The organism is Pseudoduganella sp. UC29_71 (assembly GCF_042693265.1).
GTDB lineage: Bacteria > Pseudomonadota > Gammaproteobacteria > Burkholderiales > Burkholderiaceae_D > Rugamonas.
The window spans coordinates 5810783-5834934 of sequence record NZ_CP170549.1 but is presented as its reverse complement, the minus strand read 5'-3'; the positions used below and the strand labels follow the sequence as shown (position 1 = coordinate 5834934).

At 65.4% G+C, this 24152-nt stretch carries 19 protein-coding genes; 11 read left to right on the top strand and 8 right to left on the bottom strand.

Annotation, left to right across the window (positions count from 1 at the left end):
- Positions 1-41 precede the first annotated feature (41 nt).
- Both ACFJI2_RS25935 and ACFJI2_RS25930 read right to left on the bottom strand, forming a co-directional pair.
- Complete coding sequence (locus ACFJI2_RS25935; RefSeq protein WP_377702499.1) at positions 42-2159, bottom strand: S9 family peptidase; 2118 nt, start codon at positions 2157-2159, stop codon at positions 42-44.
- 28 nt (positions 2160-2187) lie between these two features.
- Positions 2188-3264 carry a PEP-CTERM sorting domain-containing protein gene (locus ACFJI2_RS25930; protein WP_377702498.1) on the bottom strand — a complete coding sequence of 359 codons (1077 nt, stop codon included), beginning with the start codon at positions 3262-3264 and terminating at the stop codon, positions 2188-2190.
- 127 nt (positions 3265-3391) lie between these two features.
- On the opposite strand from ACFJI2_RS25930, the gene ACFJI2_RS25925 reads away from it, so the two are divergent.
- The 5 genes from ACFJI2_RS25925 (at position 3392) to ACFJI2_RS25905 (ending at position 8135) form a co-directional block, all read left to right on the top strand.
- On the top strand, positions 3392-4666 hold the full coding sequence (locus tag ACFJI2_RS25925) for an MFS transporter (RefSeq protein WP_377702497.1): 1275 nt from the start codon (positions 3392-3394) through the stop codon (positions 4664-4666).
- Positions 4667-4733: 67 nt separating this feature from the next.
- Positions 4734-5111, top strand: a complete 378-nt coding sequence (locus tag ACFJI2_RS25920; protein ID WP_377702496.1) for a nuclear transport factor 2 family protein — start codon at positions 4734-4736, stop codon at positions 5109-5111.
- A complete protein-coding gene (locus ACFJI2_RS25915) occupies positions 5108-5968 on the top strand; it encodes a helix-turn-helix domain-containing protein (protein WP_377702495.1) in 861 nt (286 codons plus the stop codon). The genes ACFJI2_RS25920 and ACFJI2_RS25915 overlap by 4 nt, the downstream gene beginning before the upstream one ends.
- 45 nt (positions 5969-6013) lie before the next feature.
- Positions 6014-7180: a DNA polymerase IV gene (gene dinB, locus ACFJI2_RS25910; protein ID WP_377702494.1), complete on the top strand. Its 1167-nt coding sequence runs from the start codon at positions 6014-6016 to the stop codon at positions 7178-7180.
- A gap of 58 nt (positions 7181-7238) precedes the next feature.
- A complete protein-coding gene (locus ACFJI2_RS25905) occupies positions 7239-8135 on the top strand; it encodes a recombination-associated protein RdgC (protein WP_056399834.1) in 897 nt (298 codons plus the stop codon).
- A gap of 30 nt (positions 8136-8165) precedes the next feature.
- Here the strand turns inward: ACFJI2_RS25905 and ACFJI2_RS25900 are convergent, their stop codons facing one another.
- The gene (locus ACFJI2_RS25900) at positions 8166-9701 is read right to left on the bottom strand and encodes a class I SAM-dependent methyltransferase (RefSeq protein ID WP_377702493.1); all 1536 of its coding nucleotides are present in this window, start codon (positions 9699-9701) and stop codon (positions 8166-8168) included.
- Positions 9702-9742: 41 nt separating this feature from the next.
- Entirely contained in the window at positions 9743-10228 is a 486-nt protein-coding gene (locus tag ACFJI2_RS25895; RefSeq protein WP_377702492.1) for an asparaginase domain-containing protein, read from the bottom strand.
- A 105-nt stretch (positions 10229-10333) separates the two neighbouring features.
- On the opposite strand from ACFJI2_RS25895, the gene ACFJI2_RS25890 reads away from it, so the two are divergent.
- On the top strand, positions 10334-11086 hold the full coding sequence (locus ACFJI2_RS25890; RefSeq protein ID WP_377702491.1) for an L-asparaginase: 753 nt from the start codon (positions 10334-10336) through the stop codon (positions 11084-11086).
- Between the two features lie 69 nt (positions 11087-11155).
- Here the strand turns inward: ACFJI2_RS25890 and ACFJI2_RS25885 are convergent, their stop codons facing one another.
- Positions 11156-12160, bottom strand: coding sequence for a D-2-hydroxyacid dehydrogenase family protein (locus ACFJI2_RS25885; protein WP_377702490.1), 1005 nt, complete (start codon positions 12158-12160; stop codon positions 11156-11158).
- 344 nt (positions 12161-12504) lie between these two features.
- On the opposite strand from ACFJI2_RS25885, the gene ACFJI2_RS25880 reads away from it, so the two are divergent.
- From ACFJI2_RS25880 to ACFJI2_RS25870, 3 genes are all read left to right on the top strand, one after another.
- A complete protein-coding gene (locus ACFJI2_RS25880) occupies positions 12505-14361 on the top strand; it encodes a phosphoenolpyruvate carboxykinase (GTP) (RefSeq protein ID WP_377702489.1) in 1857 nt (618 codons plus the stop codon).
- 100 nt (positions 14362-14461) lie between these two features.
- On the top strand, positions 14462-15079 hold the full coding sequence (locus ACFJI2_RS25875) for a TetR/AcrR family transcriptional regulator (RefSeq protein ID WP_107979634.1): 618 nt from the start codon (positions 14462-14464) through the stop codon (positions 15077-15079).
- A gap of 189 nt (positions 15080-15268) precedes the next feature.
- On the top strand, positions 15269-15946 hold the full coding sequence (locus ACFJI2_RS25870) for a 2-hydroxychromene-2-carboxylate isomerase (protein ID WP_377702488.1): 678 nt from the start codon (positions 15269-15271) through the stop codon (positions 15944-15946).
- Positions 15947-15964: 18 nt separating this feature from the next.
- On the opposite strand, the gene ACFJI2_RS25865 is transcribed toward ACFJI2_RS25870, so the two are convergent.
- On the bottom strand, positions 15965-17398 hold the full coding sequence (locus ACFJI2_RS25865; protein WP_377702487.1) for an aldehyde dehydrogenase family protein: 1434 nt from the start codon (positions 17396-17398) through the stop codon (positions 15965-15967).
- Positions 17399-17606: 208 nt separating this feature from the next.
- On the opposite strand from ACFJI2_RS25865, the gene ACFJI2_RS25860 reads away from it, so the two are divergent.
- On the top strand, positions 17607-19406 hold the full coding sequence (locus tag ACFJI2_RS25860) for a DUF885 domain-containing protein (RefSeq protein WP_377702486.1): 1800 nt from the start codon (positions 17607-17609) through the stop codon (positions 19404-19406).
- A gap of 7 nt (positions 19407-19413) precedes the next feature.
- On the opposite strand, the gene ACFJI2_RS25855 is transcribed toward ACFJI2_RS25860, so the two are convergent.
- Together ACFJI2_RS25855 and uvrA are read right to left on the bottom strand one after the other, a co-directional pair.
- A complete protein-coding gene (locus ACFJI2_RS25855) occupies positions 19414-20325 on the bottom strand; it encodes an AraC family transcriptional regulator N-terminal domain-containing protein (protein WP_377702485.1) in 912 nt (303 codons plus the stop codon).
- A gap of 4 nt (positions 20326-20329) precedes the next feature.
- The gene (gene uvrA / locus ACFJI2_RS25850; RefSeq protein ID WP_377702484.1) at positions 20330-23191 is read right to left on the bottom strand and encodes an excinuclease ABC subunit UvrA; all 2862 of its coding nucleotides are present in this window, start codon (positions 23189-23191) and stop codon (positions 20330-20332) included.
- Positions 23192-23430: 239 nt separating this feature from the next.
- Here uvrA and ssb point away from each other — a divergent pair, with 239 nt between their 5' ends.
- Positions 23431-23931, top strand: a complete 501-nt coding sequence (gene ssb, locus ACFJI2_RS25845) for a single-stranded DNA-binding protein (RefSeq protein WP_056399811.1) — start codon at positions 23431-23433, stop codon at positions 23929-23931.
- Positions 23932-24152 lie beyond the last annotated feature (221 nt).

Below are 24152 nucleotides of genomic sequence, written 5' to 3'. Positions count from 1 at the left end.
ATAGACGCCTCTTTTTTATTGCGCAAGTTTTTCTTGTAGTCCTACTCGGTGATGCCCCATTGCGACAGCATCCACGCCTGCAAAAAGGCGGTTTCGCCGATGGCGTTGTAGCGCCCGGACGCGCCGCCGTGGCCGGCACCCATATTGGTTTTGAGCAGCAGCGGATTGGCGTCGGTCTTGTGCGCGCGCAGCTTGGCCACGTATTTGGCCGGCTCCCAGTACATCACCTGGCTGTCGTTCAGGCCGGTGGTCACCAGCATGGACGGGTACGCCTTGCGCTCGATGTTGTCGTACGGCGAGTAGCTGCGCATGTAGTCGTAGGCCGCCTTCTGGTTCGGGTCGCCCCATTCCAGGTATTCGCCGGTGGTCAGCGGCAGGCTGGCGTCCATCATGGTGTTCATCACGTCCACGAAGGGCACGCCCACGTGCGCGGCGCGGAACAGCTCGGGACGCATATTGAGCACCGCGCCCATCAGCAGGCCGCCGGCGCTGCGGCCGTCGATCACCAGGCGCTCCGGGCGGGTCCATTTTTCGCGCACCAGGTACTCGGCGCTGTCGATGAAGTCGGTGAAGGAGTTCTTCTTCTTCATCAGCATGCCGTCCTTGTGCCAGTCCTCGCCCATGTCGTTGCCGCCGCGGATCTGCGCGCCGGCGTAGATGACGCCGCGTTCGAGCAGGCTCAGGCGCGCGAGCGAAAAGCGCGCTTCGTTCGGCGCGCCGTAGGAACCGTAGCCGTACAGCAGCAGCGGCGCCTTGCCGTCCAGCGGCGTGCCCTTCTTGTACACGATCCACAGCGGCACCTGCACGCCGTCGCGCGCCGGCACCCACAGGCGGCGGCTTTCATACCGGCTGAAGTCGAAGCCGCCCACCACCTCCTGCTGCTTGAGCAGGGTGCGCTTGGCCGTGTCCATGTCCACGTCCAGCACTTGCGGCGGCGTCAGCGGCGACTGGTAGGACACGCGGAACTGGCTGGCCGTGTATTCCGGCGTGCCGGCACCTTCGGCGGCGTACACCGCGTCGTCGAACTGCACGGTTTTCCACGTTTTGGTGGCGAAGCTGTACAGGCGGATGCGGGCTTGCGCGCGCGATTTTTCGGTCACCACCAGGTGGGTCTTGAACAGGTCGGCGCCGCTGACCAGCACGTCATTGTTGTGCGGCACCAGCTCGACCCAGTTCTTCTGCTGCGGCGCGGCCAGCGGGGCCACCACGATGCGGAAGTTTTTCGCGTCCTTGTCGGTGCGGATGTAGAGCAGGCCGTCGCGGTGGCTCACGCCGTAGCGGTGGCCCTTCTCGCGCGGCAGCACGGCGCGGAAGGTGCCGTTCGGCCTGGCCGCGTCCAGCAGGCGCACTTCGGTGGTGTCGGTGGCGCGCATGGTGAGCTGCACATGCCTGCCGTCGCGGTCGCGGTTCACGTAGACCGAGAACTGCTCCACCGGCTCGTGATAGCGCTGCACCGGCGCGCCGCCGCCCACGGCCAGGCTGAACAGGCGGTCCGAGCGCTTGGTGGTGGCGTCTTCCTGCGTCACGAACAGCGTCTTGTTGTCGCTGGCCCAGGCGATGGAGGTGGTGCGCGGCATGCTGGCCGGCAGCAGCTTGCCGGTCTTCAGGTCCTTGACGTGCATCTCGAACTGGCGGAAGCCGGTCACGTCCGTGGTGTAGGCCATCAGGCGCTCGTCCGGGCTGACCACCATGGCGCCCACGGCGAAGAATTTCTTGTCCCGCGCCATCTCGTTCTGGTCCAGCAGGATTTCTTCGGGTGCCTGTTCGTCGTAGGCAAGGTTGGCGCCCGCGCGGCGGCGGCAATTGAGCGGATACTGCTTGTCCGCCTCGGTGCGCGAATAGTAGTAGTAATTGCCGCGCCGCGTGGGTACCGACAGGTCCACTTCCTGCATGCGGCCCTTGATCTCCGCGTACAGCTTGTCGGCCAGTGGCTTGCCGGCGGCGGTGGCCGCTTCGGTGTAGCCGTTCTCGGCGTTCAGGTAGGCGATGACGGCCGGGTCTTCCTTCTTTTGCAGCCAGCGATAGTCGTCGGTCACGACTTCGCCGTGGCGCGTTTCCTGCCATGGGGTCTTGGCGGCAACGGGGGCCACGTCTGCTGCAAAGGCCGGGGTAGCGGCGAGCGCGCAGGCCGGCAGGATGCGGGACAGTTTCAAGGTCACTCCTTTTGTGGTTATTTGTGCAATGATTCTACACGGACTGCCCCCTCCCGCGTAAGCGGTACAGCACGCCCAGCCCTGCCAGCAGCATCAGGCCGGTGGCGGGCTCGGGAACGGGGCTGAGCAGCATGCCGAAACAGCCGCCGCTCACGGCGCAGGCGGTGCCGGTGATCTGGCCGCTATCGTTGATGTCGTAGACCGCGTCCACGCGAAATCCGCTGTTGGCCGGCAGCAGGCTGTTCAGGTTGTAGGTGGTGCCGTCGCTGACCAGGAAGCTGAAATTGCCGTTGCCGATCACTTGCCCGTGGTTGTTGATGGCCATGGCCCAGCTGTGCACGCCAGGCGCAAACGTGCCCAAGGGCTGCATCACGCCATCCTTGTAGATAACCGCGCGGTGATGCGTGGCCGAGTCCTCGCCCGCCAGGTCGGAACCCACCACCACGCCGGCGTCGTTGATGTCATTGGCTGAGGCGGAGCGGCCGTCGCTGAGAACGCCCAGGTCTACCATGCCGCTGCCGTCGTGGCGGAACATGTGATAGTCGCCATCGGCAAGCTGCGCGGACCCCACCACCACGCCGGCTTCGTTCATCCCGCCCACATAGCTGTGGCTGCCGCCCAGCGCGCCCAGCAGCGTGGTGACGCCGTTGACCGACGTGTAGGCATAGCCTTCGCTGTTGATGTACTGCGTGCCCGCCACCTTGCCGGCGCTGTTGATGCCGCTCAGGTAGTTGTAGTGGTCCAGCGGCGCGATCGGCGCCGGCACCATGGTGGTCGCGCCGTTCGCATACACGGCCGGCCGCGCCAGGTAGTTTTCGGCATCGTAGTTGATCACCTCGCCGGCGATCTTGCCGTTGGCACTGATGGCGCTGACGTGGTTGATGGGCGTGTCGAGCATGGTGTAGACGCCGTCTTTCCACAGATAGGCACGCAGCGCGTTGCTGACCGGATCTTGCAGCACGCCGGCCACCAGGCCATCGTTGTTGATGCGCGTATTGCTGCTGCTGCCGCTGCCGAGCAGCGTCAGCTTGTACTGCGGTGGGGCGGCCAGTGCGGGCGCAGAAAACAAGGGGCAAAGCAGTAGCAGCAGCAATCCTTTTGATAGTTGCATGATAAGCCTCGTAGTGGATGAAATGGATGCCGGACGGACGCCCGGCACGCCGATGCTAGCGCTGAACCCGGCGCGCCAGCGCCACGCTGACTTAACGCAACAGTGCCGGAGTGTGCAATCATTACTCATGGATAAAATCAACCCCGACACCCTGTACCGCAAGGTCAGCCTGCGCCTCGTCCCCTTCCTGTTCCTGTGCTACGTGGCCGCCTACCTGGACCGCGTGAACGTCGGCTTCGCCAAGCTCGGCATGCAGGCCGACCTGCAGTATTCCGACACCGTCTATGGCCTGGGCGCCGGCATTTTCTTCATCGGCTACTTCCTGTTCGAAGTGCCGTCCAACCTGCTGATGGCCAGGGTGGGCGCGCGCATCTGGATCGCCCGCATCATGATCAGCTGGGGCGTGATTTCCGCCGCGCTGATGTTCGCCACCAGCGCGGCCAGCTTCTACGTGCTGCGCTTCCTGCTGGGCGTGGCGGAAGCCGGCTTCTTCCCCGGCATCATCCTGTACCTGACCTATTGGTACCCGGCCGGCCGCCGCGCCCGCATCGTGGCACTGTTCATGAGCGGCGTGGCGGTGGCCGGCGTGGTGGGCGGGCCGCTGTCGGGCGGCATCATGCGCGCCTTCGACGGCGACCTGGGCCTGAAGGGCTGGCAGTGGCTGTTCCTGCTGGAAGGCATGCCGTCCGTGCTGCTGGGCGTGTGGACGCTGTTCTACCTGGACGACGGCATCCGCAGCGCGCGCTGGCTCGGCGAAGACGAGAAACAATACCTGGAGCGCGCCATCCGCGCCGACGGCAGAGGCAAGCAGCAATTGCCGCTGGGCGCGCTGTTCGCCAGCGGCAAAGTCTGGCTGCTGGCGCTGGTCTACTTCCTGTTCGTGATGGGCTTGTACGGCGTCAGTTTCTGGCTGCCGCAGCTGGTGCGCAACACCGGCGTGCAGGACGTATTCCAGGTCGGCCTGCTGACCGCCATCCCCTACGGCGTGGCGGCGGTGGCCATGGTGCTGGCCGCGCGCCATTCGGACCGCAGCGGCGAGCGCCGCTGGCATGCCGCCGGCGCCGCCTTCCTCGGCGCGGCCGGCCTGGCGCTGTGCACCTGGTACGGCCACGACACCCTGCCGGCCATGCTGGCGCTGAGCCTGGCCACGGCCGGCATCCTGAGCACCTTCCCCATTTTCTGGAGCCTGCCGACCGGCATGCTGGACGGCGCGGCGGCCGCGGCCGGCATCGCGCTGATCAACTCGGTGGGCAACCTGGCCGGCTTCGTCAGCCCCTACCTGGTGGGCGCGGTGAAGGACGCCACCGGCAGTCCGGCCATTGGCATCTATCTGGTGGCGGCCAGCCTGGCCGCGGGCGGCGTGCTGGTGCTCGTGGGCGTGCGCCGATTACCTGGCACGTAATCGCCCGGCAGCCTGGCTTTCGGGACAATGGTTCTGTCGATAACGACATAACCCACAGGAGATCACCATGAACAACGCCAATCACAGCGCTATCAGCATCGCCGAACAATACCTGTCCGTCTGGAACGAGCGCGACGCCGCCGCCCGCCGCGCCAAGGTGGCCTGCGCCTTCACGCTGGACGCCAGCTACCTCGACCCCATGATGCGCGGCGACGGCCACACCGGCATCGACGCCATGATAGGCGCGGCGCAAGACCATTTCCCAGGCATGCGCTTCGTTCTGGACGGTACGCCCGACGGCCACAACGACGTGGTGCGCTTCTCGTGGTCGCTGGGCGCGCCCGGCGCCGAGCCGGTGGCGCGCGGCACCGACGTGGCCGTGGTCAGCGGCGACGGCCGGCTGGCCAAGGTCACCGGCTTCCTCGACGCGGCGGGCGCGCGGTGAGCGCCGCCGCGCCCGGACAGTACTTCAGCGACTTCGCGGCCGCGCTGCGCTACTGGCGCGGCAAGCGCGGCCACAGCCAGCTGCGGCTGTCCACCGAAAGCGGCATCTCGCAGCGCCACATCAGCTTCCTCGAAAGCGGGCGTTCGCAGCCGAGCCGCGAGCTGATCCTGAAGCTGGGCGTGGTGCTCGACATTCCGCTGCGCGAACGCAACGTGATGCTGCTGGCGGCCGGCTACGCGCCGGCCTACCAGGAGCGCAAGATGGACGACCCCGAGCTGCGCGCCGTCAAGCAGGCACTGGACTTCATGCTGGCCCAGCAGGCGCCATACCCGGCGCTGGTGGTGGACCGGCTGTGGAACCTGGTGATGAGCAACGAGCCTGCCAACCGCTTCTTCAAATGGCTGCTGGGCATGCCGGACGAGGCCCTGATCCCGCGCGACGGCAGCATCAACGTCATCAAGCTGACCCTGGTGCCGGACGGCCTGCGGCCCTACCTGCAGAACTGGGAAGAGGTCGGCGCCGACCTGCTGCACTGGATACAGCGCGAAGCCATGGGCGACGGTCCCGGCAGCGAAGCGAGCGCGCTGCTGGCCGAGCTGCGCGCACTGTCGGCAGGGGCGGCGGGGCCGGCGGGGCCGGCGGCGGCGGCGCAGGCGGGCGCCGGGCTGGCGCCCAACCTGGACCGCCGCGCCTTGCCCTTCCTGCCGCTCGCCATCCGCAAGGACGGCGTGGAACTGAACCTGTTCACCACCATCACCACCCTGGGCACGCCGCACGACGTCACCGTGCACGAACTGCGGCTGGAAGCCTTCTTCCCGGCCGACGAAGCGAGCGCAGCCTGGTTTCGCGGCCGGTAATTACTGTATATAATTACAGTATCACAATACCTGTCCTGTCCTGCCATGGCCGAAACGCGCCGCATTGCCCACCTCGACATGGATGCGTTCTACGCCTCCGTGGAGCTGCTGCGCTATCCGGAATTGCGCGGCCAGCCGGTGGTCATCGGCGGCGGCGCGCGCCACCAGCCGGTGCTGCAGCCGGACGGCACGCGCAAGTTCTCCCGCCTGCGCGACTACGTGGGCCGGGGCGTGGTCACCACCTCGACCTACGAGGCGCGCGCGCTGGGCGTGTTCTCCGCCATGGGCACCATGAAGGCGGCCGCGCTGGCGCCGGACGCCGTGCTGCTGCCGACCGACTTCGATTCCTACCGCCGCCTGTCGCGCCTGTTCAAGGCCGCCGTGGCCGAGATCGCGCCCCATATCGAAGACCGGGGCATCGATGAAATCTACATCGACCTCAGCGGGCACGAGGAGGAAACGCGCGCGCTGGCGCTGCGCATCAAGCAGGCCGTCAAGGACGCCACCGGCCTGTCCTGCTCGATCGGCATCGCGCCCAACAAGCTGCTCGCCAAGATCTGTTCCGACCTGGACAAGCCCAACGGCCTGACCATCGTCTCGCACGACGACGTACCCACCCGCATCTGGCCACTGGCGGTGCGCAAGGTGAACGGCATCGGCCCCAAGGCGGACGCCAAGCTGGCCGCGCTCGGCATCGAGACCGTGGGCCAGGTGGCCGCCGCCGACGACGCGCTGCTGCAGGCGCATTTCGGCCTGAACTATGCCACCTGGCTCAAGCGCATCGCGCACGGGCTGGACGAGCGCGCCGTGGTCACCAGCCACGAGCCCAAATCCATCAGCCGCGAAACCACCTTCGAGCGCGACCTGCACGCCAAACACGACCGCGAAGCGCTGTCCGAAATCTTCACCCGGCTCTGCCAGCGCCTGGGCGAGGACCTGGTGCGCAAGCGCTACGTGGGCCGCACCGTGGGCATCAAGCTGCGCTATGCCGACTTCACCCGCGTCACGCGCGACGTGACCCTGCCCGAGCCCACGGCGGACGCCGCCGCCATCCGCCGCGCGGCCGGCGAATGCCTGCGGCGGGTGCCGCTGGACCAGCGCCTGCGCCTGCTGGGCGTGAAAATGAGCGCCCTGTCCAGCATGGATGACCCCGCCCCGCACCAATCCGCAACACGCAAGCCGCAGCAAGGCGATCTTTTCGCGGACCTGTAACGCACGCGTGTAAAATGTCGTTCCCCCAGAATTTAGTTGAACAAAGGCAAACTCAAATATGTGGTTCAAGAATCTGCAAATCTACCGTCTGCCCGCGCCCTGGGCATTTACTCCAGAACAACTCGAAGCCGCCCTGAGCACCAACGCCTTCAGCCCCGCGAGCAGCAATGAATTGCTGCGCCAGGGCTGGGACAAGCCGCGTCCCAACGGCGGTCTGGTGCACGTGGTCAACAACCAGATGCTGATCCTGCTGGGCACCGAGAAAAAGCTGCTGCCCGCGACCGTCATCAACCAGGTGGCCAAGGCCCGCGCGGCCGAGATGGAAGAAGCGCAAGGTTTCGCCCCCGGCAAGAAAGCCATGAAGGAACTGAAGGAACGCGTGGCCGACGAGCTGCTGCCGCGCGCCTTCTCGATCCGCGGCAACGTGTGGACCTGGATCGACCCGGTCAACGGCTGGCTGGTGGTGGACGCCGCCAGCCCGGCCAAGGCCGATGAAGTGATCAAGCTGCTGCTGAAAGCGGTGGACCGCATGCCGCTGGAGAGCCTGCGCGTGCAGCGCTCGCCGGTGGGCGTGATGACCGAATGGCTGCAGGCCGACGATTCGCCGGTGGGCTTCACCGTGGACATGGACACCGAGCTGCGCGCCACCGGCGAAAGCAAGGCCGCCGTGCGCTACGTGCGCCACACGCTGGAGGCGGACGAAGTGCGCCGCCACATCGCCGCCGGCAAGCAGTGCACCCGCCTGGCCATGACGTGGGAAAGCAAGATCTCCTTCACCTTGACCGAATCGCTGGCGCTGAAAGGCATCAAGCCGCTGGACGTGCTGAAGGAAACCGAATCGAGCACCCGCAACGACGACGAGCGTTTCGACGGCGACTTCATGCTGATGACCGGCGAGCTGAGCAAGATGATGGCCGACGTGGTCGAAGCCCTCGGCGGCGAAGCGAAAGCCTGATGCAAAAAGACCCGCGCCAGCGGGTCTTTTTTATGACGCGATGCCCAGCCCCTTCAGGATGGGCAGCGCGTACTCGGCGAACTGGTCGGCCATGCGGCGCAGTTCGGCCACCTGCGCCTCCGGCGTCATCGGCGCGCCCTCCTTCTGCAGGCGCTGGTTCTGGCCCAGCAGCAGCGCATTGGCGTCCGCCACCCACTCGCCCGGCTCGCTCTTGCCTTGCTGGTGCGACAGCAGGAACAGCTGGCTGAAGCGGTCCACCGGCACCCCGCCGCCGGTGACAGGCGAGGCCAGGTAATGCACGTCGGTGCCGGTCACCGCCATCTGGCACAGGTGGCGGTTCAGGCGTTCGCTCTGCGGCCGCGCGCCGGCGATGGCCACATCGTCCTGCACCGCCTGCACATAGCCGCAGGCGGTCAGGATGACCACGGCCTGGATCAGCTGCGAGGTGCTCACGCCGGCCGGCGCCACCGCCGCCTCGATCTCGGCCAGCGAGCGCGGCTGGTAGCCGGCCAGCGCATCGAGCACCGGCGCGTACACGTTTTCCTGCAGGCCGATCTCGCCCAGCGGGCCGGCCACGGTCAACTTGGCGTCCTTGCGCGGCACGGTCAGCATCACCTGCTGCTGGCGCAGCAGCGCCAGGCGGGCCGGCTCGCTCAGGCGGCGTGGACCGCGCACCCAGTAATCGCGGCGGAACTGCTGGTTGACCATGAAGTCGCGCACGGTTTCCCGGAAGGTCGGGTCGGGGATCTCGTTCAGGAAGGCCTGCTGCTCGGCCGTCATATTGGCCACGTCCAGGTGGTCCAGGTAGTGCGCCGAACAGGCGAAGGTCAGCTTGGCTTCCTCCAGCTGCTGCGCCATGGCGGCAAACGGCATCGGCACCCAGTCGCGGTTGAAGTACTCGTGCGCCACATAGTTGCGGTTCAAGCCCTTCAGGCGCTCGACGCGCGCCGCCACGCCCGGATTGGCCGTCAGGAAAGCCGGCTGGGTGGCGAACAGCTTTTCGGCGAAGGCGATCGACTCATCGATGCGCGGCACGATGCCCTTGCCCAGGCTGCCCATTACGTGGCTGTGCTCGGTAAGCAGGTCGCGCACCGGCGCCATCGCGGCCCAGCCCGGCTGGGTGTTGTAGCTGATGTAGAGCACGCCGCCCGGCTTGAGCTTGCGGCGCACGAAGTCCACGATGACGGCGCGGTTGGCTTCCGAGATCCAGCTCCAGATGCCGTGCAGGCCGATGAAGTCGAACTCCGGCAGGTTGGGGCGGGTGCAGAATTCGGCGAAGGACTGGTCGTGCAGCTGCGCGTGCGCGTCCGACGCGGTGGCCAGTTCCTGCGCGAACGCCGCCTGCGACGGGTTGAAGTCGGTGCCGTGCCATTCGGTCACGGACGCGGCGGCGTGCATATTGATACTCACGCCCTGGCCGAAGCCCAGCTCGCAGGCCGTGCCCACTTCCGGAAACGCCAGCCCGGCGTTGAGGAAGGCCAGCTTGATGCGCAGCGGATTCAGCTCCTGGTACAGGCCGTAGGTATAGCCGATGTTGGACACGTAGCCGGAAGACCATTCAGACATTGCAGTTCCCATTTGATATTGATCGAGTAATGCTGTCGATTTTACAGGGGCTGGAACACACCGGCCGCACGGTTCTTCTGCACGTTGTCCCAGCTGAAAATGCGGCCGTTCATGGCCACGTAAACGCCGGCCGGCAGGGTCTGCGCCACGCCGCAGGCGAAGCCCAGGTTGAACAGCGCGTCCGAATTGGCGATCTCGTAGGGAATCATGGCGCCGGTCAGCACGATGGTCTGGTCCAGGCCGGCCGTGCCCAGCACGGCGGCGGTTTCCTTCATGGTGTCGGTGCCGTGCACGATGACGATGGCTTTTTCCGCGGCGGCGCGGCAGGAAGCGAGCACGCGCGCGCGGTCGGCGTCCTGCATGTCCAGCGAGTCCAGCAGCGGCAACTGCTCCAGCGTGGCGCCCACCGTCATGCGCGACTGCGCGATGGCTTGCGGCAAATGGCTGTCGGCGAAGGCCAGCGTACCGTTCAGTTCATTGTAATGTTTGTCGAAAGTGCCGCCGGTGGCGATGATGCGCAGAGTCATGATGGAATCCGATAAAGAGAATGGGCGCATGATAACTTGATCGACACTCATCTGGAAACTTCGGCATACTGGCACTACACTGATTTCTTTTGCTTGGCACGACACATGAAAGCGCTTGCACCCGGTACCGTTATTTTCCACCGCCATCGCGGCTATGGCGTGATCACGGCCGTCAATTTGCTCACCGGCTGGATCGCCGCGCGCTTCGGCAGCGAGTCGCGCACGCTGGACCTGAACCTGTCCACCGATGAAGTCCAATTTGCGGACGGCGAAGCCATCCTGTTCCGGCGCGCGCCGCCGGACCGCATGCCGCACGCGCGGCTGATGGCCATGGTGCGCGAGCTGCACCGCGCCGGCTATCAAAAGCTGTACCTGTACTCCTGGCCCAAGCCGTCCGGCCTGCACTGGCGCTGGCACCTGTTCACCGGCCCGCGCGACTGGATGCAGCGCTCCTGGCGCGAAGGCTGGTACGGCTCCGGCGCCGACTACAACGTCAATCCCGTGATGGGCTGGGGCGACTCGCCCGGCGCCAGCACCAACGAGCTGATCGACGCGCTGGCCCGTTTCGACCCGCAAGGCCTGGCGCACGCGCTGGGCCGCGACGAAGACCACGCCGCCTGGTTTGCCCAGGTCTGCGACGCCCTGCTGCCCGGCTATATGTACAGCCTGGACATGGCGCGCCCCGACGGCGGCCCGCTGACCGACATGCCGCCGGTGCCGGTGATCCCCGTGCGCGCCACCTTGCCGCCCTACAGCGGCCCCGACATTGCCTGGCCCCCAGGCTGGGCCGGCCTGTGGACCAAGGTCCACGCCATGCCCGTCCCCCGCCCCAACCTCACCGGCATCCCCGAAACCTGATCCTCCTCAAGCGCCAGCCGTCCCGTGAGGCAGACTGAGCCGCATTCGGGGTCAGGCCCCGAATGCGGCTCAGTTTGCTTGGCGCAGATGGGCGGCGTAGCCGGGGTTGAGGATGGTCTTGCAGCTGCCGTTGGCGAAATCGGCCAGGTTCTGGAAGGCGTGCCGGAAGTACAGCTCGTAGCTGTCTTTTTCGACGTAGCCGAGGTGGGGCGTGGCCAGCACGTTGGGCATGCGCAGCAGCGGGCTGTCCTGCGGCAGCGGCTCGTCCACGAACACGTCCAGCGCGGCGGCGCCGGGCGCGCCCAGCTTCAGTGCCGCTTCCAGCGCGCCGTCCGCCACCAGCTCGGCGCGGCTGGTGTTGACGAATAGCGCGGTCGGTTTCATGCGCGCCAGGTCTTCCGCCGTGACGATGCCGCGCGTGGCGTCGGCCAGCCGCAGGTGCAGGCTGAGCACGTCCGCTTCGGCGAAGAACTGCTCGCGCGACGCGGCCGCCGTGTAGCCGTCCGCCACCGCCGCGTCGCGGCTGGCTTGCCCGCCCCACACCAACACGTTCATGCCGAAGGCCTTGCCGTAACCGGCGATCAGCTTGCCGATCTTGCCGTAGCTCCACAGCGCGAGGGTGCGGCCTTTCAGCACGGAACCGACGGTGTTGTATTCCGGCAGGTTCGATACCGTCTGCCACAGTCCGGCGCGCAGATTGGCCGCGTACGGCACGATCTTGCGCTGCGCCGCCATGATCAGCGCCCACGTCAGCTCGGCCGGGGCGGTGGGCGAACCGACGCCTTCGGCTATGGCGATGCCAAGCTCGGTGGCGGCGGCCACGTCGATGTGGCCGCTGACCTTGCCAGTCTGGGAAATGAGCTTCAGGTTGGGCAGCTTGGCCAGCAGCGCGCGCGAAAATTCGGTGCGTTCGCGTATCAGCACCAGCGCCTCGTACGGCGCCAGCCGGGCCGCCAGCTGGCCCACGCCGCGGCTGGAATTATTGAATACTTTGACATCATGGCCGTCCAGCAAACGGAAGCATTCCAGGCTGCGAGTTGCATCCTGGTAATCGTCAAGAATTGCTATCTTCATAATTGTGCGAGTGATTTTGACAGGGTTTCGTAGCGAAATAACGGCTTTAAAAATTTCGGGAATAGCTTACTACTTTAGTCAACCAATTTTCCTACAAATTTGACTGAATCGCGGGGGCTCGGGTGTACAATCCCCAGCACTTTGGAGCCCGACAGTGGGTTCCCGCAATACGTTCCATCAGCACTGACAGATAATAAGTGCTGCGCGCCCCGGTTTGGGCGCACCGACATGACCGCCGTACCGCCGAAGCATTAAAGAATGCCTTTCCGAGCGCAAGCCACAAGCTGACGACGATCTGCCGTGCCGGGACAAGACAAGAATTCTTTATTGGCATTGGAGGTACTATGAATCAGCCCGTTATGACTGGCGTTGCAGCGCTGAACGTCCCAGCTTACATCAAACACCAGAAACTCATCGATTGGGTGGCCGAAGTTGCCGCGCTGACCCGTCCGGCCCGCATCTACTGGTGCGACGGCTCGCAGGAAGAGTACGACCGCCTGTGCGGCGAAATGGTGGCCGCCGGCACGATGAAAAAGCTGAACCAGGCGCTGCGCCCGAACTCTTACCTGGCCTGCTCGGACCCGACCGACGTGGCGCGCGTGGAAGACCGCACCTTCATCTGCTCGAAAACCAAGGAAGAGGCCGGCCCGACCAACAACTGGATGGCCCCGGCTGAAATGCGCACCACGCTGAACGGCCTGTTCGACGGCTGCATGGCCGGCCGCACGCTGTACGTGGTGCCGTTCTCGATGGGGCCGCTGGGCTCGCCGATCGCCCACATCGGCGTGGAACTGTCCGATTCGCCTTACGTGGCGGTCAACATGCGCATCATGACGCGCATGGGCAAGGCCGTGTACGACGTGCTGGGCACCGATGGCGACTTCGTGCCGGCCATCCACACCGTGGGCGCGCCGCTGGCGGAAGGCCAGAAGGACGTCGCCTGGCCATGCAATGCCACCAAGTACATCGTGCATTTCCCGGAAACCCGCGAAATCTGGTCCTACGGTTCGGGCTACGGCGGCAACGCGCTGCTGGGCAAGAAGTGCTTCGCGCTGCGCATCGCCTCCAACATGGGCTTCCAGGAAGCGCAGTCCGGCCAGGGCGCCGGCTGGCTGGCCGAGCACATGCTGATCCTGGGCGTGGAATCGCCTGAAGGCAAGAAGCATTACGTGGCAGCCGCCTTCCCGTCGGCCTGCGGCAAGACCAACTTCGCCATGCTGATTCCGCCGGCCAGCTTCAATGGCTGGAAAGTCACCACCATCGGCGACGACATCGCCTGGATCAAGCCGGGCAAGGACGGCCGCCTGTACGCGATCAACCCGGAAGCGGGTTACTTCGGCGTGGCGCCGGGCACCAACACCAAGACCAACTCGAACTGCATGGCTTGCCTGGGCGAGAACACCATCTTCACCAACGTCGCGCTGACCGACGACGGCGACGTGTGGTGGGAAGGCCTGACCAAGGAAGCGCCTGCGCACCTGATCGACTGGCAGGGCAAGGACTGGACCCCGGCGTCCGGCACCAAGGCCGCGCACCCGAACGCGCGCTTCACCGTGGCCGCGACCCAGAACCCGGTCATCGACGCGGCCTGGGATGACCCGGCCGGCGTGCCGATCTCGGCCTTCATCTTCGGCGGCCGCCGTTCCACCACCGTGCCGCTGGTGACCGAAGCGCGCAACTGGGTGGAAGGCGTGTACATGGCGGCGACCATGGGTTCGGAAACCACCGCCGCCGCTGCCGGCCAGATGGGCGTGGTGCGCCGCGACCCGTTCGCCATGCTGCCCTTCATCGGCTACAACATGAGCGACTACTTCCAGCACTGGCTGAACCTGGGCAAGAAGGTCGGCGCCAACGCACCGAAGATCTACTGCGTGAACTGGTTCCGCACCGACGCCGACGGCAAGTTCGTCTGGCCAGGCTTCGGCGACAATATGCGCGTGCTGAAGTGGATGCTGGAACGCATCGATGGCAAGACCGGCGGCGTGGAAAACGTGTTCGGCGTGACCCCGGAATTCGGCGACCTGAACTGGGACGGCCTGAACTTCACGCAAGAGCAGTTCAAGCAGATCACCTCCATCGACAAGGCGGCCTGGACTGAAGAACTGAAGCTGCACGCCGAGCTGTTCGAGAAGCTGGCTTACCACCTGCCGCAAGAACTGGTGGCCACCAAGGCTGAAATCGAGAAGCGCCTGGCCAACTAAGCAGGTAGCATCCAGGCAGGCAGCATTCCATAAAACGGCGCGTCCCAAGACGTGCCGTTTTTTTTGTTTACATTTCGCACAGGTGTGCTAAAGTTTGGGCATGAATACTCTGTCCAGCAAAAGCGAAGCCACCTACAGCGCCATCCTCGGCACCGCCTACCAGATGGCGGCCGCCGACGGCATCGGCAAGCTGTCGCTGGGCGAGGTGGCCAAGCGCACCGGCATCAGCAAGAGCGGCGTGTTTTCCCGCGTCGGCTCGCTGGAAGCCTTGCAGGGCGATGTGCTGGACGAGTACGACCGCCGCTTCGCCGAGGATGTGTTCATGCCGTCGCTGAAGCTGGCGCCAGGCTTGCCGCGCCTGGTGGCCCAGGTCGAGCGCTGGATCGCGCGCTGCCGCGACACCGGCCCCGGCTCCGGCTGCCTGTACACGGCGGGCGCCTTTGAATTCGACGACCTGGACGGCGCCCTGCGCGACCGCCTGCAGCAAGGCGTGGAGCGCTGGCGCGCCTCGCTGCGCAAGACCGTGCTGCAGGCCATGGAACTGGGCCATCTGCGCCCCGATACCGATGCCGAACAGCTGGTGTTCGAGATTTACTGCCTGATCGTGGGCCTGCTGCACGATACCCGCTTCATGCGCGACCCGGCCGCGCCCGGCCGCATGATGCTGGCTTTCGGGCGCCTGATATCGACGTACAAGAGTTTTACTTACCAGGGTTGACGGCCGCCGTGCCGCCGTTTTTTTTCACTTAATTTCGCACACCTGTGCGAAAGTTGGAGAGCATCATGACCAAAGCCATATTCCTCGCGCTAGTCGCCTGCTGCCTGCTGTTCAGCCCCAAGCTGGTGGACGCGCTGCGCTCCCTGCCCGACAGCAACGACGAATTCGGTCTCTGCTGAGAGGGCCGCCATGGAACCGATCGATTTCTATTTCGATTTCGCTTCGCCCTACGGCTACTTCGCCGCCAGCTGCATCGACGAACTGGCGGCGCGCCACCGGCGCCAGGTGCGCTGGCACCCCATCATGATGGCGGCGGTATTCGAAACCACCGGCGGCAGGCCGCTGCCCACGGTGCCCATCAAGGGCCACGATGTGCTGCACGATATCGACCGCACCGCGCGCCAGCACGGCATCGCCTACCGCCAGCCGGCCACCTTCCCGCAACTGCTGCTGGGCGCGCCGCGCGCCATGCTGTGGATACGGCAGCAGTACGGTGAAGAACAGGCCGTGCGCTTTGCCAAGCGCTGCCTGCACGCCTATTTCGCCGACCGTATCGACCTTGCGGACGAGGAAGTGCTGGGCGGGATCGCGGGCGGCCTTGGCATCCCGGCCGACGCCTTGCAGGCCGCGCTGCGCTCGCGCGAGGTGAAGGAGCTGCTGAAGCAGGAGACCGCCGCCGCCATGGCGCGCGGCGTGTTCGGCTCGCCCTTCGTCATCGCGGACAAGGAGCCGTTCTGGGGCTTTGACCGCTTCGGCCAGCTGGAAGCGTGGCTGGCCGGCGGCGGCGTGTCGTGGAGCTACTGGGCGCGCAAGCCGAAGATCGTCTCCAGCCTGGGCCACCGCACCGCGCCGCGCGTGCAGGCATAGCGCCCGGGACGGCGCGGCTCAGGCATACTGCGCCGCCTCGCCCAGGATGGCTTTCGGCTCCAGGTAGGACTCCAGCCCGTACGGCCCGAACTCGCGCCCGATGCCGGACTGCTTGAAGCCGCCGAACGGCGCGATCAGGTCGTCGTGCATGCCGTTGATGTGCACGCGGCCCGCCACCAGCTGCGACGCCACGCGGTTGGCGCGTGCCAGGTCGGTGGAGCTGACGTAGGCTTGCAGGCCGTACGGCGTGTCGTTGGCCATGGCGATGGCTTCCTCCTCGGTCCCGTAGGTGAGGATGGACAGCACCGGGCCGAAGATTTCCTCGCGCGCGATCGTCATGTCCGGCGTGACGCCGGCGAACACGGTGGGCTTGACGAACCAGCCCTGCTCCAGGCCCGCAGGCTGGCCGGTGCCGCCCGTCAGCAGCTCGGCGCCTTCCGCGATGCCGGTGCGGATGTAATGCTGCACGCGCTCGAACTGCTTGCGCGTCACCATCGGCCCCAGCGTCACGGCGGGGTCGCGCGGATCGCCCACCACCACCGCCTCTGCGGCCGCCTTGGCCAGCCGCTTCACCTGTTCCAGCCGGTGCGCGGGCACCAGCAGCCGCGTGCCGGCAATGCAGGCCTGGCCATTGTTCATATAGCAGGCCTGGATCGCCACCGGCACCGCCTTCTCGAAGTCTGCATCGTCGAGCAGCAGGTTGGCGCTCTTGCCGCCCAGCTCCAGGGTCACGCGCTTCATGGTCTCCACGGCCGTGCGCGCGATGGTCTTGCCCACGGCCGTGGAGCCGGTGAACGAAATCTTGTTGATGTCCGGGTGCGCGCTGATCTCCGCGCCCACCACGTCGCCGCGCCCGTTGACGATGTTGAACACCCCCGGCGGAAGGCCAGCCTGGTGCAGGCACTCGGTCAGGATCTGCGTCTGCAGCGCGCTCAGTTCACTGGGCTTGATCACCAGCGTGCAGCCGGCCGCGATCGCGGTGGCCAGCTTGTTGGCCACGAACCACGCGCTGGAATTCCACGGCGTGATGATGCCCACCACGCCCACCGGCTCCAGCACCACCCTGGACTTGCCCACGGTCCTGGTGAACGCGTGCTCCTCCATCACCCGCTTCACGTCCAGGAACATGCTGGCCGTGTAGCGCGAGCGGCCGATGCTGCTGGCATAGGTGCCGCCGTATTCCTCCATCAGCGCGGCGGCCGCCTCGTCGGCGCGCGCCAGCACCGCGTCGTGCAGGCGCTGCAAATACACGCCGCGCTGCGCGATGGTACTGCGGGAGAAGGAGGGGAATGCCGCCTTGGCGGCGGCGATGGCGCGCCGCGTGTCCTCCGCGTCGCCGAGCCGCACCTGGCCGGCGAGCTGGCCGCTGGTCGGGTTGATCAGGTCGGCCATCTCGCTGCCGTGCGGGGTGATGAACTGGCCGTTGATGTAAATCTGGTCGATGATGCGCATGCTGTTCGCTCCTGTGAATGACGTGCAGCCATTCTAGAAAGCCTGGCGCGCGCGCGGCAGTGCTATTCCTGCCGCATATTTGCCTGTTTCTGCCGGTCCCGCTATTTTGCAATCCATGCCTTTGTTTCAACGTTCCGTCACAATTGGCCCCCGCCATGCGCCAGGCTCGCATACAGTGCACGCTCACCCTCTTTTTTCGTAGGCCACCATGACAAAAATGACCCGCCTCGGCGCCGCCAGCGCGCTGCTGTTTTCCCTCATCCTCGGCCCCGTGCACGCCCAGGCGCCCGACCTGGAAGGCCGCCGCGCCGCCCTGAACAGCCTGATCAAGGAACAGTGGGAATACACCATGCGCAACAGCCCGGAATGGGCTTCGCTGCTGGGCGACAAGCGCTACAACGACAAATGGTCGGACTTTTCGCAAGCCGGCATCGACGCCGACGCCGAGGCCACGCTGGACTTCCTCAAGCGCTTCGAAGCCATCGACAGCTCCGGCTTCCCGCTGCAGGAGAAGCTGAATCATGAGCTGATGGTGCGCCAGTTGCGGGAGGCTGCCGAAGGCGCGCGCTTCAAGGACTGGGAAATGCCGCTGGCGCAGAACTCCGGCATCCATATCGACCTGCCGCAAATCGTGTCCGCGCTGCCGTTCGAGACCGTGAAGGACTACGAGGACTACATCCAGCGCCTGCGCACGCTGCCCAAGCTGTTCGACGACACCCGCGCGCAGATGGAGAACGGCGTGCGCGACGGCCTGATGCCGCCGAAATTCCTGATCCCGAAAATCGTCAAGCAGTGCGAGGACGTGGCGGCAATGAAGGGCGCCGCTTCGCCGTTCGCCGAGCCGCTCAAGAAGTTCCCGAAAGACTTCTCCGCCGCCGACAAGGCGCGCCTGGGCAAGGAGATCCTGGCCGCCATCCAGAAGGACGTGGCGCCTTCCTACAAGAAGCTGGCCGTGTACGTGAAAACCCAGTACCAGCCGCACGGCCGCACCGACGTGGGCATGTGGTCGCTGCCGGACGGCGCCGCGCGCTACAGCTTCAAGGCCAGGTCTTCCACCACCACCGACATGCCGCCGGAAGAAATCCACCAGCTCGGCCTGAAGGAAGTGGCGCGCATCGAGGCGCAGATGCTGGGCGTGGCGCAAAAGCTGGGCTACCAGGACCTGAAGGCCTTCAACAAGGCACTGGCCGCCAACCCCAAGCTGCACCCGAAATCGCGCCAGGAGATCGTGGACCTGTACCAGAAATACACGGACCAGATGTACACCCAGCTGCCGCAGCAGTTCGGCATCCTGCCCAAGGGTAAAGTCGAAATCCGCCAGGTAGAGCAGTTCCGCGAGAAGGGCGAAGCCGCCGCTTCCTACATGCAGGGTTCGCCGGACGGCAAGCGTGCCGGCCGCGTGATGGTCAACACCGGCGACTTCGCCAAGCGCTCCACCATCACGATTGAGACCACGGCGCTGCACGAGGGCGTGCCGGGCCACCACATGCAGATCGCCATCGCCCAGGAAATCGAGGCGCTGCCGAGCTTCCGCCAGCAGGGCAACTACACCGCTTACGCCGAAGGCTGGGCGCTGTATTCGGAACGCCTTGGCGAGGAGCTGGGCTTCTTCAAGGACCCGTACAGCTACTACGGCCACCTGCAGGACGAGATGCTGCGCGCCATCCGCCTGGTGGTGGACACCGGCCTGCACTACAAGAAGTGGAGCCGCCAGCAGGTGGTGGACTTCTTCCATGACCACTCCGGCATCGAGGAAGTGGACGTGCAGAGCGAGACCGACCGCTACATCGTGTGGCCGGGCCAGGCCCTGGGCTACAAGATCGGCCAGCTGAAGATCCTGTCGCTGCGCGACTATGCGAAGAAGGAGCTGGGCAGCCAGTTCGACATCCGCAAATTCCACGACCAGGTGCTGGGCGCGGGTGCCTTGCCGATGGACGTGCTGGAATCGCACATCAAGGAATGGGTGAGCGCCGAGAAGAAAGGCGCAACCCGGATCACCGCCCAATAAGCCGCCCTCACACCGCCGACCGCAGCCTTTTCACATCCTGCATCGGCGGTGCGCCGAACAGGCGCCGGTATTCGCGGCTGAACTGGGACTGGCTCTCGTAGCCCACCCGGTAAGCCGCCGTGGCGGCGTCGGTGTCCCCGTTCAGCAGCAAGGTGCGCGCCTGCTGCAGGCGCAGCTGCTTCTGGTACTGCATCGGCCCCATCGTGGTCACCGCCTTGAAGCGGTGGTGCAGGGTGGACACGCTCATATTGGTGGCCTGCGCCAGCTCCTCCACCAGCACAGGCTGGTTGTAGCGCTCCTTGAGCCAGGCGATGGCCTTGCTGATGCCGCGGTCCTGCTGGTCCAGCACCACGTTCTGGTACAGCTGGCGGCCGTGCGGCCCGGTCAGCAGGCGGTAGATGATTTCCCTTTTCAGCCCGACAGCCAGGAAGGCCGCTTCCTGCGGCGGCGCATCGCGCGCGTCGAGCAGCAACACCAGCTTGCACAAGGCTTCCTGCAACGCCGCGTCGGTGTCGCCGACGAAGGCGCCGCGCACCGGCTGCGCGCCGTCGTGCATGTCGATCTGCGCTTCCAGCACCACGGCGGCGATTTCCGCCGGGTCGAACTCGATGTTCAACAGCAGGTAGGGCTGCTCGGGCGTGGCGTTGACCACGTGGCCGGAGGCCGGCATGTCGACCGACACGGCCAGGTACTGCCCCGGCCCGTAGTCCAGCACCTCGGTGGCCAGGTGCACGCGCTTGGTCCCTTGCAGGATCACGCAGCAGGAGGGCTTGAGCACGCCGCGCGTGACCGGCGTGGGCTGCGATGAACGCAGCAGCGACAGATAGGGCACCACCGTTTCCACGCGGCCGTCGTGCGGCAGCAGCCGCGCCACGACCGCGATCATGCGATCGAGCAGCGGCGCGGCTGTCCCTGCCATGGCCTTACTTCTTCTTGGCCGGCTTGAGCAGCGGGATCAGGTATTTACCCGTCACGCTGGCCGGATTGGCCGCCACGTCTTCCGGCGAACCGGCGGCGATGATCTGGCCGCCGCCCGCGCCGCCTTCCGGCCCCAGGTCCACCACCCAGTCCGCCGTCTTGATGACGTCCAGGTTGTGCTCGATGATAGCCAGTGTGTTGCCCTGGTCGCGCAGGCGGTGGATCACCTTCAGCAGCAGGTCGATATCGTGGAAGTGCAAACCGGTGGTCGGCTCGTCCAGGATGTACAGCGTGCGGCCGGTGTCGCGCTTGGACAGCTCCAGCGACAGCTTCACGCGCTGCGCCTCGCCGCCGGACAGGGTGGTGGCGCTTTGCCCCAGCTTGATGTAGCCCAGGCCCACATCCAGCAAGGTGTGCAGCTTGCGCGCGATGACCGGCACCGGCTTGAAGAACTCGTGCGCGTCTTCCACCGTCATGTCCAGCACTTCGGTGATGTTCTTGCCCTTGTAGTGCACTTCCAGCGTTTCGCGGTTGTAGCGCTTGCCGTGGCAGACGTCGCACGGCACGTACACGTCCGGCAGGAAGTGCATCTCCACCTTGATCACGCCGTCGCCCTGGCAGGCTTCGCAGCGGCCGCCCTTCACGTTGAAGGAGAAACGGCCGGCGCTGTAGCCGCGCTCTTTCGCGGTCGGCACGGTGGCGAACAGGTCGCGGATCGGCGTGAACAGGCCGGTGTAGGTGGCTGGGTTCGAGCGCGGCGTGCGGCCGATCGGCGCCTGGTCCACGGCGATCACCTTGTCGAAGTGTTCCAGGCCGCTGATCGAGTCGTGCGGCGAAGGCTCGGTCTGCGAACCGTACAGGTGGCGCGACAGGGCAGGGTAGAGCGTGTCGTTGATCAGCGAGGACTTACCCGACCCGGACACGCCGGTGATGCAGGTCATCAGGCCGACCGGCAGCTGCAAGGTGACCTTCTTCAGGTTGTTGCCGGTGGCGCCGGTGATGACCAGCTGGCGCTCCTCGTCGAACGGATGGCGCTTCTTCGGCACTTCGATTTTCTTGGCGCCGCTCAGGTACTGCGAGGTCAGCGAATCCTTGTTCTTCAGGATGTCCTTCAGCGAGCCGGAAGCGATCACGTCGCCGCCGTGCACACCGGCGCCCTTGCCCATGTCCACAATGTAGTCGGCGGTGCGGATCGCATCCTCGTCGTGCTCCACCACCAGCACGCTGTTGCCGATGTCGCGCAGGTGCTTCAGCGTGTCGATCAGGCGGTCGTTGTCGCGCTGGTGCAGGCCGATGGACGGCTCGTCCAGCACATACATCACGCCGGTCAGGCCGGAGCCGATCTGCGAGGCCAGGCGGATGCGCTGCGCCTCGCCGCCGGACAGGGTGTCGGCGCTGCGGTCCAGCGACAGGTAGTCCAGGCCCACGTTGTTGAGGAACTTCAGGCGCGAGATGATCTCTTTTACCACGCGGTCGGCGATCTCGCGCTTGGCGCCGGTCAGCTTCAGCGTTTCGAAATATTCCAGCGAATCGCGCAGCGGCTTGCGCGACAGCTCGAAGATGGCGCGCTGCTGCTTGCCGCTGCCCACCTTCACGTAGCGCGCTTCCGTGCGCAGGCGCGCGCCGGCGCAGGACGGGCATTCCTTCTCGTTGATGAATTTGGCCAGTTCCTCCTTCACCGCCATGGAATCGGTCTCGCGGTAGCGGCGCGACAGGTTGTTCACCACGCCCTCGAAGGTGTGCTCCTTGACCACCGTGCGGCCGCGCTCATTGATATAGGCGAAGGGGATGGCCTGCTTGCCCGAGCCATGCAGCACGGCTTCCTGTGCGTTCTTCGGCAGCTGCTCGAACGGGGTATCCAGGTCGAACTCGTAGTAGGCCGCCAGCGCGGTCAGCATCTGGAAGTAGAACTGGTTGCGGCGGTCCCAGCCCTTCACGGCGCCGGAAGCGAGCGACAGGTTGGGGAAGGCCACGATGCGCTTCGGGTCGAAGAACTCGATATGGCCCAGGCCATCGCACTCGGGGCAGGCGCCCATCGGGTTGTTGAACGAGAACAGGCGCGGTTCCAGTTCCTGCAGCGAATAGCCGCATTCGGTGCAGGCAAACTTGTTGGAATAGACATGCTCCTGCGCGGTGTCCATCTCATAGGCCACGGCGCGGCCATCGGCCAGGCGCAGCGCGGTCTCGAAGCTCTCGGCCAGGCGCTGCTTGATCTCCGGCGTCACCTTCACGCGGTCGATCACCACGTCGATGGTGTGCTTTTCCGTCTTCTTCAGCTTGGGCAGGTCGTCCACTTCATAGATTTTTGCGTCATGCGTACCGCTTTGCACGCGGAACCTCACGAAACCCTGGGCCTGCATCTGCTCGAACAGGTCCACGTGCTCGCCCTTGCGGTTGGCCACCACCGGCGCCAGGATCATCAGCTTGGTACCCTCGGGCATGGCCAGCACCGCATCCACCATTTGCGACACGGTCTGCGCAGCCAGCGCGTGTTGCGGATGGTTGATGCAGTACGGCGTGCCGACGCGCGCGAACAGCAAGCGCAGGTAGTCGTGGATCTCGGTCACCGTGCCCACGGTGGAGCGCGGATTGTGCGAGGTGGCCTTCTGTTCAATGGAAATGGCGGGCGACAGGCCCTCGATCAGGTCCACGTCCGGCTTTTCCATCAACTGCAGGAACTGGCGCGCGTAGGCCGACAGCGATTCCACGTAGCGGCGCTGGCCCTCGGCGTACAGCGTGTCGAACGCCAGCGAGGACTTGCCGGAACCGGACAGGCCGGTAATGACGATCAGCTTGTTGCGCGGCAGATCGAGGTTGATGTTCTTGAGGTTGTGCGTACGTGCGCCGCGGATGCGGATCTGTTCCATTGTCATTGGCCTTGGATAAAGGTAGCTAACTGCAGGGGGCAAAGCGGGTGAACCCGGTACTATAGCCGGGTTTGATCCGCGCCGCCTTGCGCGGTTTGATGCGGATCAAGGCGGCCGGGTCGATACTGTATATAATACCAGTATTCTTAAAAATGGGCAGCGCCTTGCCTTCGCTTATAATCGTTGTTTAAGCAACCGACAGCCCGCCGCGTGCGGCCGCAGTTCAACAGGAGTTATACATGGCATCAGTCAACAAAGTCATCATTGTCGGCAACCTGGGCCGCGATCCGGAAATTCGCTACATGCCTAGCGGTGATGCGATCGCCAACATTGCCGTTGCGACCTCGTACAAGTCGAAGGATCGCAACACCGGCGAGCAAAAAGAGCAAACCGAGTGGCACCGTATTTCCTTCTTCGGCCGCCTGGCTGAAATCGTCGGCCAGTACCTGAAAAAAGGTTCCTCGGTCTACGTCGAAGGCCGCCTGCAGACCCGCAAGTACACCGACAAGGACGGCGTCGAGAAGTACGCCACCGACATCATCGCCGAGCAGATGCAAATGCTGGGTGGCCGCCAGGGCATGGGCGGCGACGCCGGCATGGACGACGGCGGCGGCTACGACGCCCCGGCCCCGCGCCAGGCGCCGGCCCCGCGTCCGGCCCCAGCGCCGGCCCCGGCACCACGCCCGGCCCCGCGCCCTGCGCCGAACTTCTCGGACATGGACGACGACATTCCGTTCTAAGCCCAGCGCAACTGTTGTACGAAAGCCCTACAAATCCGCGATTTGCAGGGCTTTTTTCTTGTCTGCGTGCAAAATTGCCGGAAAGTGATTATTTGATAGATTTTGAAACCAAAATTACATCACACTCATGTTGAAAGTTGCTGCTTGCAAATTTGCTGATGTGCAAGTTATCAGCTATCCTGCCATTTTTCAGGAGCCACCAGGTCTCCGTTGCATTGTTA

Bases quoted from the DNA above. Each gene is read 5' to 3' on its own strand.
- ACFJI2_RS25930 (WP_377702498.1), bottom strand. From the start codon at position 3,264: ATGCAACTATCAAAAGGATTGCTGCTGCTACTGCTTTGCCCCTTGTTT.
- ACFJI2_RS25925 (WP_377702497.1), top strand. From the start codon at position 3,392: ATGGATAAAATCAACCCCGACACCCTGTACCGCAAGGTCAGCCTGCGC.
- ACFJI2_RS25920 (WP_377702496.1), top strand. From the start codon at position 4,734: ATGAACAACGCCAATCACAGCGCTATCAGCATCGCCGAACAATACCTG.
- dinB (WP_377702494.1), top strand. From the start codon at position 6,014: ATGGCCGAAACGCGCCGCATTGCCCACCTCGACATGGATGCGTTCTAC.
- ACFJI2_RS25905 (WP_056399834.1), top strand. From the start codon at position 7,239: ATGTGGTTCAAGAATCTGCAAATCTACCGTCTGCCCGCGCCCTGGGCA.
- ACFJI2_RS25900 (WP_377702493.1), bottom strand. From the start codon at position 9,701: ATGTCTGAATGGTCTTCCGGCTACGTGTCCAACATCGGCTATACCTAC.
- ACFJI2_RS25895 (WP_377702492.1), bottom strand. From the start codon at position 10,228: ATGACTCTGCGCATCATCGCCACCGGCGGCACTTTCGACAAACATTAC.
- ACFJI2_RS25890 (WP_377702491.1), top strand. From the start codon at position 10,334: ATGAAAGCGCTTGCACCCGGTACCGTTATTTTCCACCGCCATCGCGGC.
- ACFJI2_RS25885 (WP_377702490.1), bottom strand. From the start codon at position 12,160: ATGAAGATAGCAATTCTTGACGATTACCAGGATGCAACTCGCAGCCTG.
- ACFJI2_RS25880 (WP_377702489.1), top strand. From the start codon at position 12,505: ATGAATCAGCCCGTTATGACTGGCGTTGCAGCGCTGAACGTCCCAGCT.
- ACFJI2_RS25875 (WP_107979634.1), top strand. From the start codon at position 14,462: ATGAATACTCTGTCCAGCAAAAGCGAAGCCACCTACAGCGCCATCCTC.
- ACFJI2_RS25870 (WP_377702488.1), top strand. From the start codon at position 15,269: ATGGAACCGATCGATTTCTATTTCGATTTCGCTTCGCCCTACGGCTAC.
- ACFJI2_RS25865 (WP_377702487.1), bottom strand. From the start codon at position 17,398: ATGCGCATCATCGACCAGATTTACATCAACGGCCAGTTCATCACCCCG.
- ACFJI2_RS25860 (WP_377702486.1), top strand. From the start codon at position 17,607: ATGACAAAAATGACCCGCCTCGGCGCCGCCAGCGCGCTGCTGTTTTCC.
- ACFJI2_RS25855 (WP_377702485.1), bottom strand. From the start codon at position 20,325: ATGGCAGGGACAGCCGCGCCGCTGCTCGATCGCATGATCGCGGTCGTG.
- uvrA (WP_377702484.1), bottom strand. From the start codon at position 23,191: ATGGAACAGATCCGCATCCGCGGCGCACGTACGCACAACCTCAAGAAC.
- ssb (WP_056399811.1), top strand. From the start codon at position 23,431: ATGGCATCAGTCAACAAAGTCATCATTGTCGGCAACCTGGGCCGCGAT.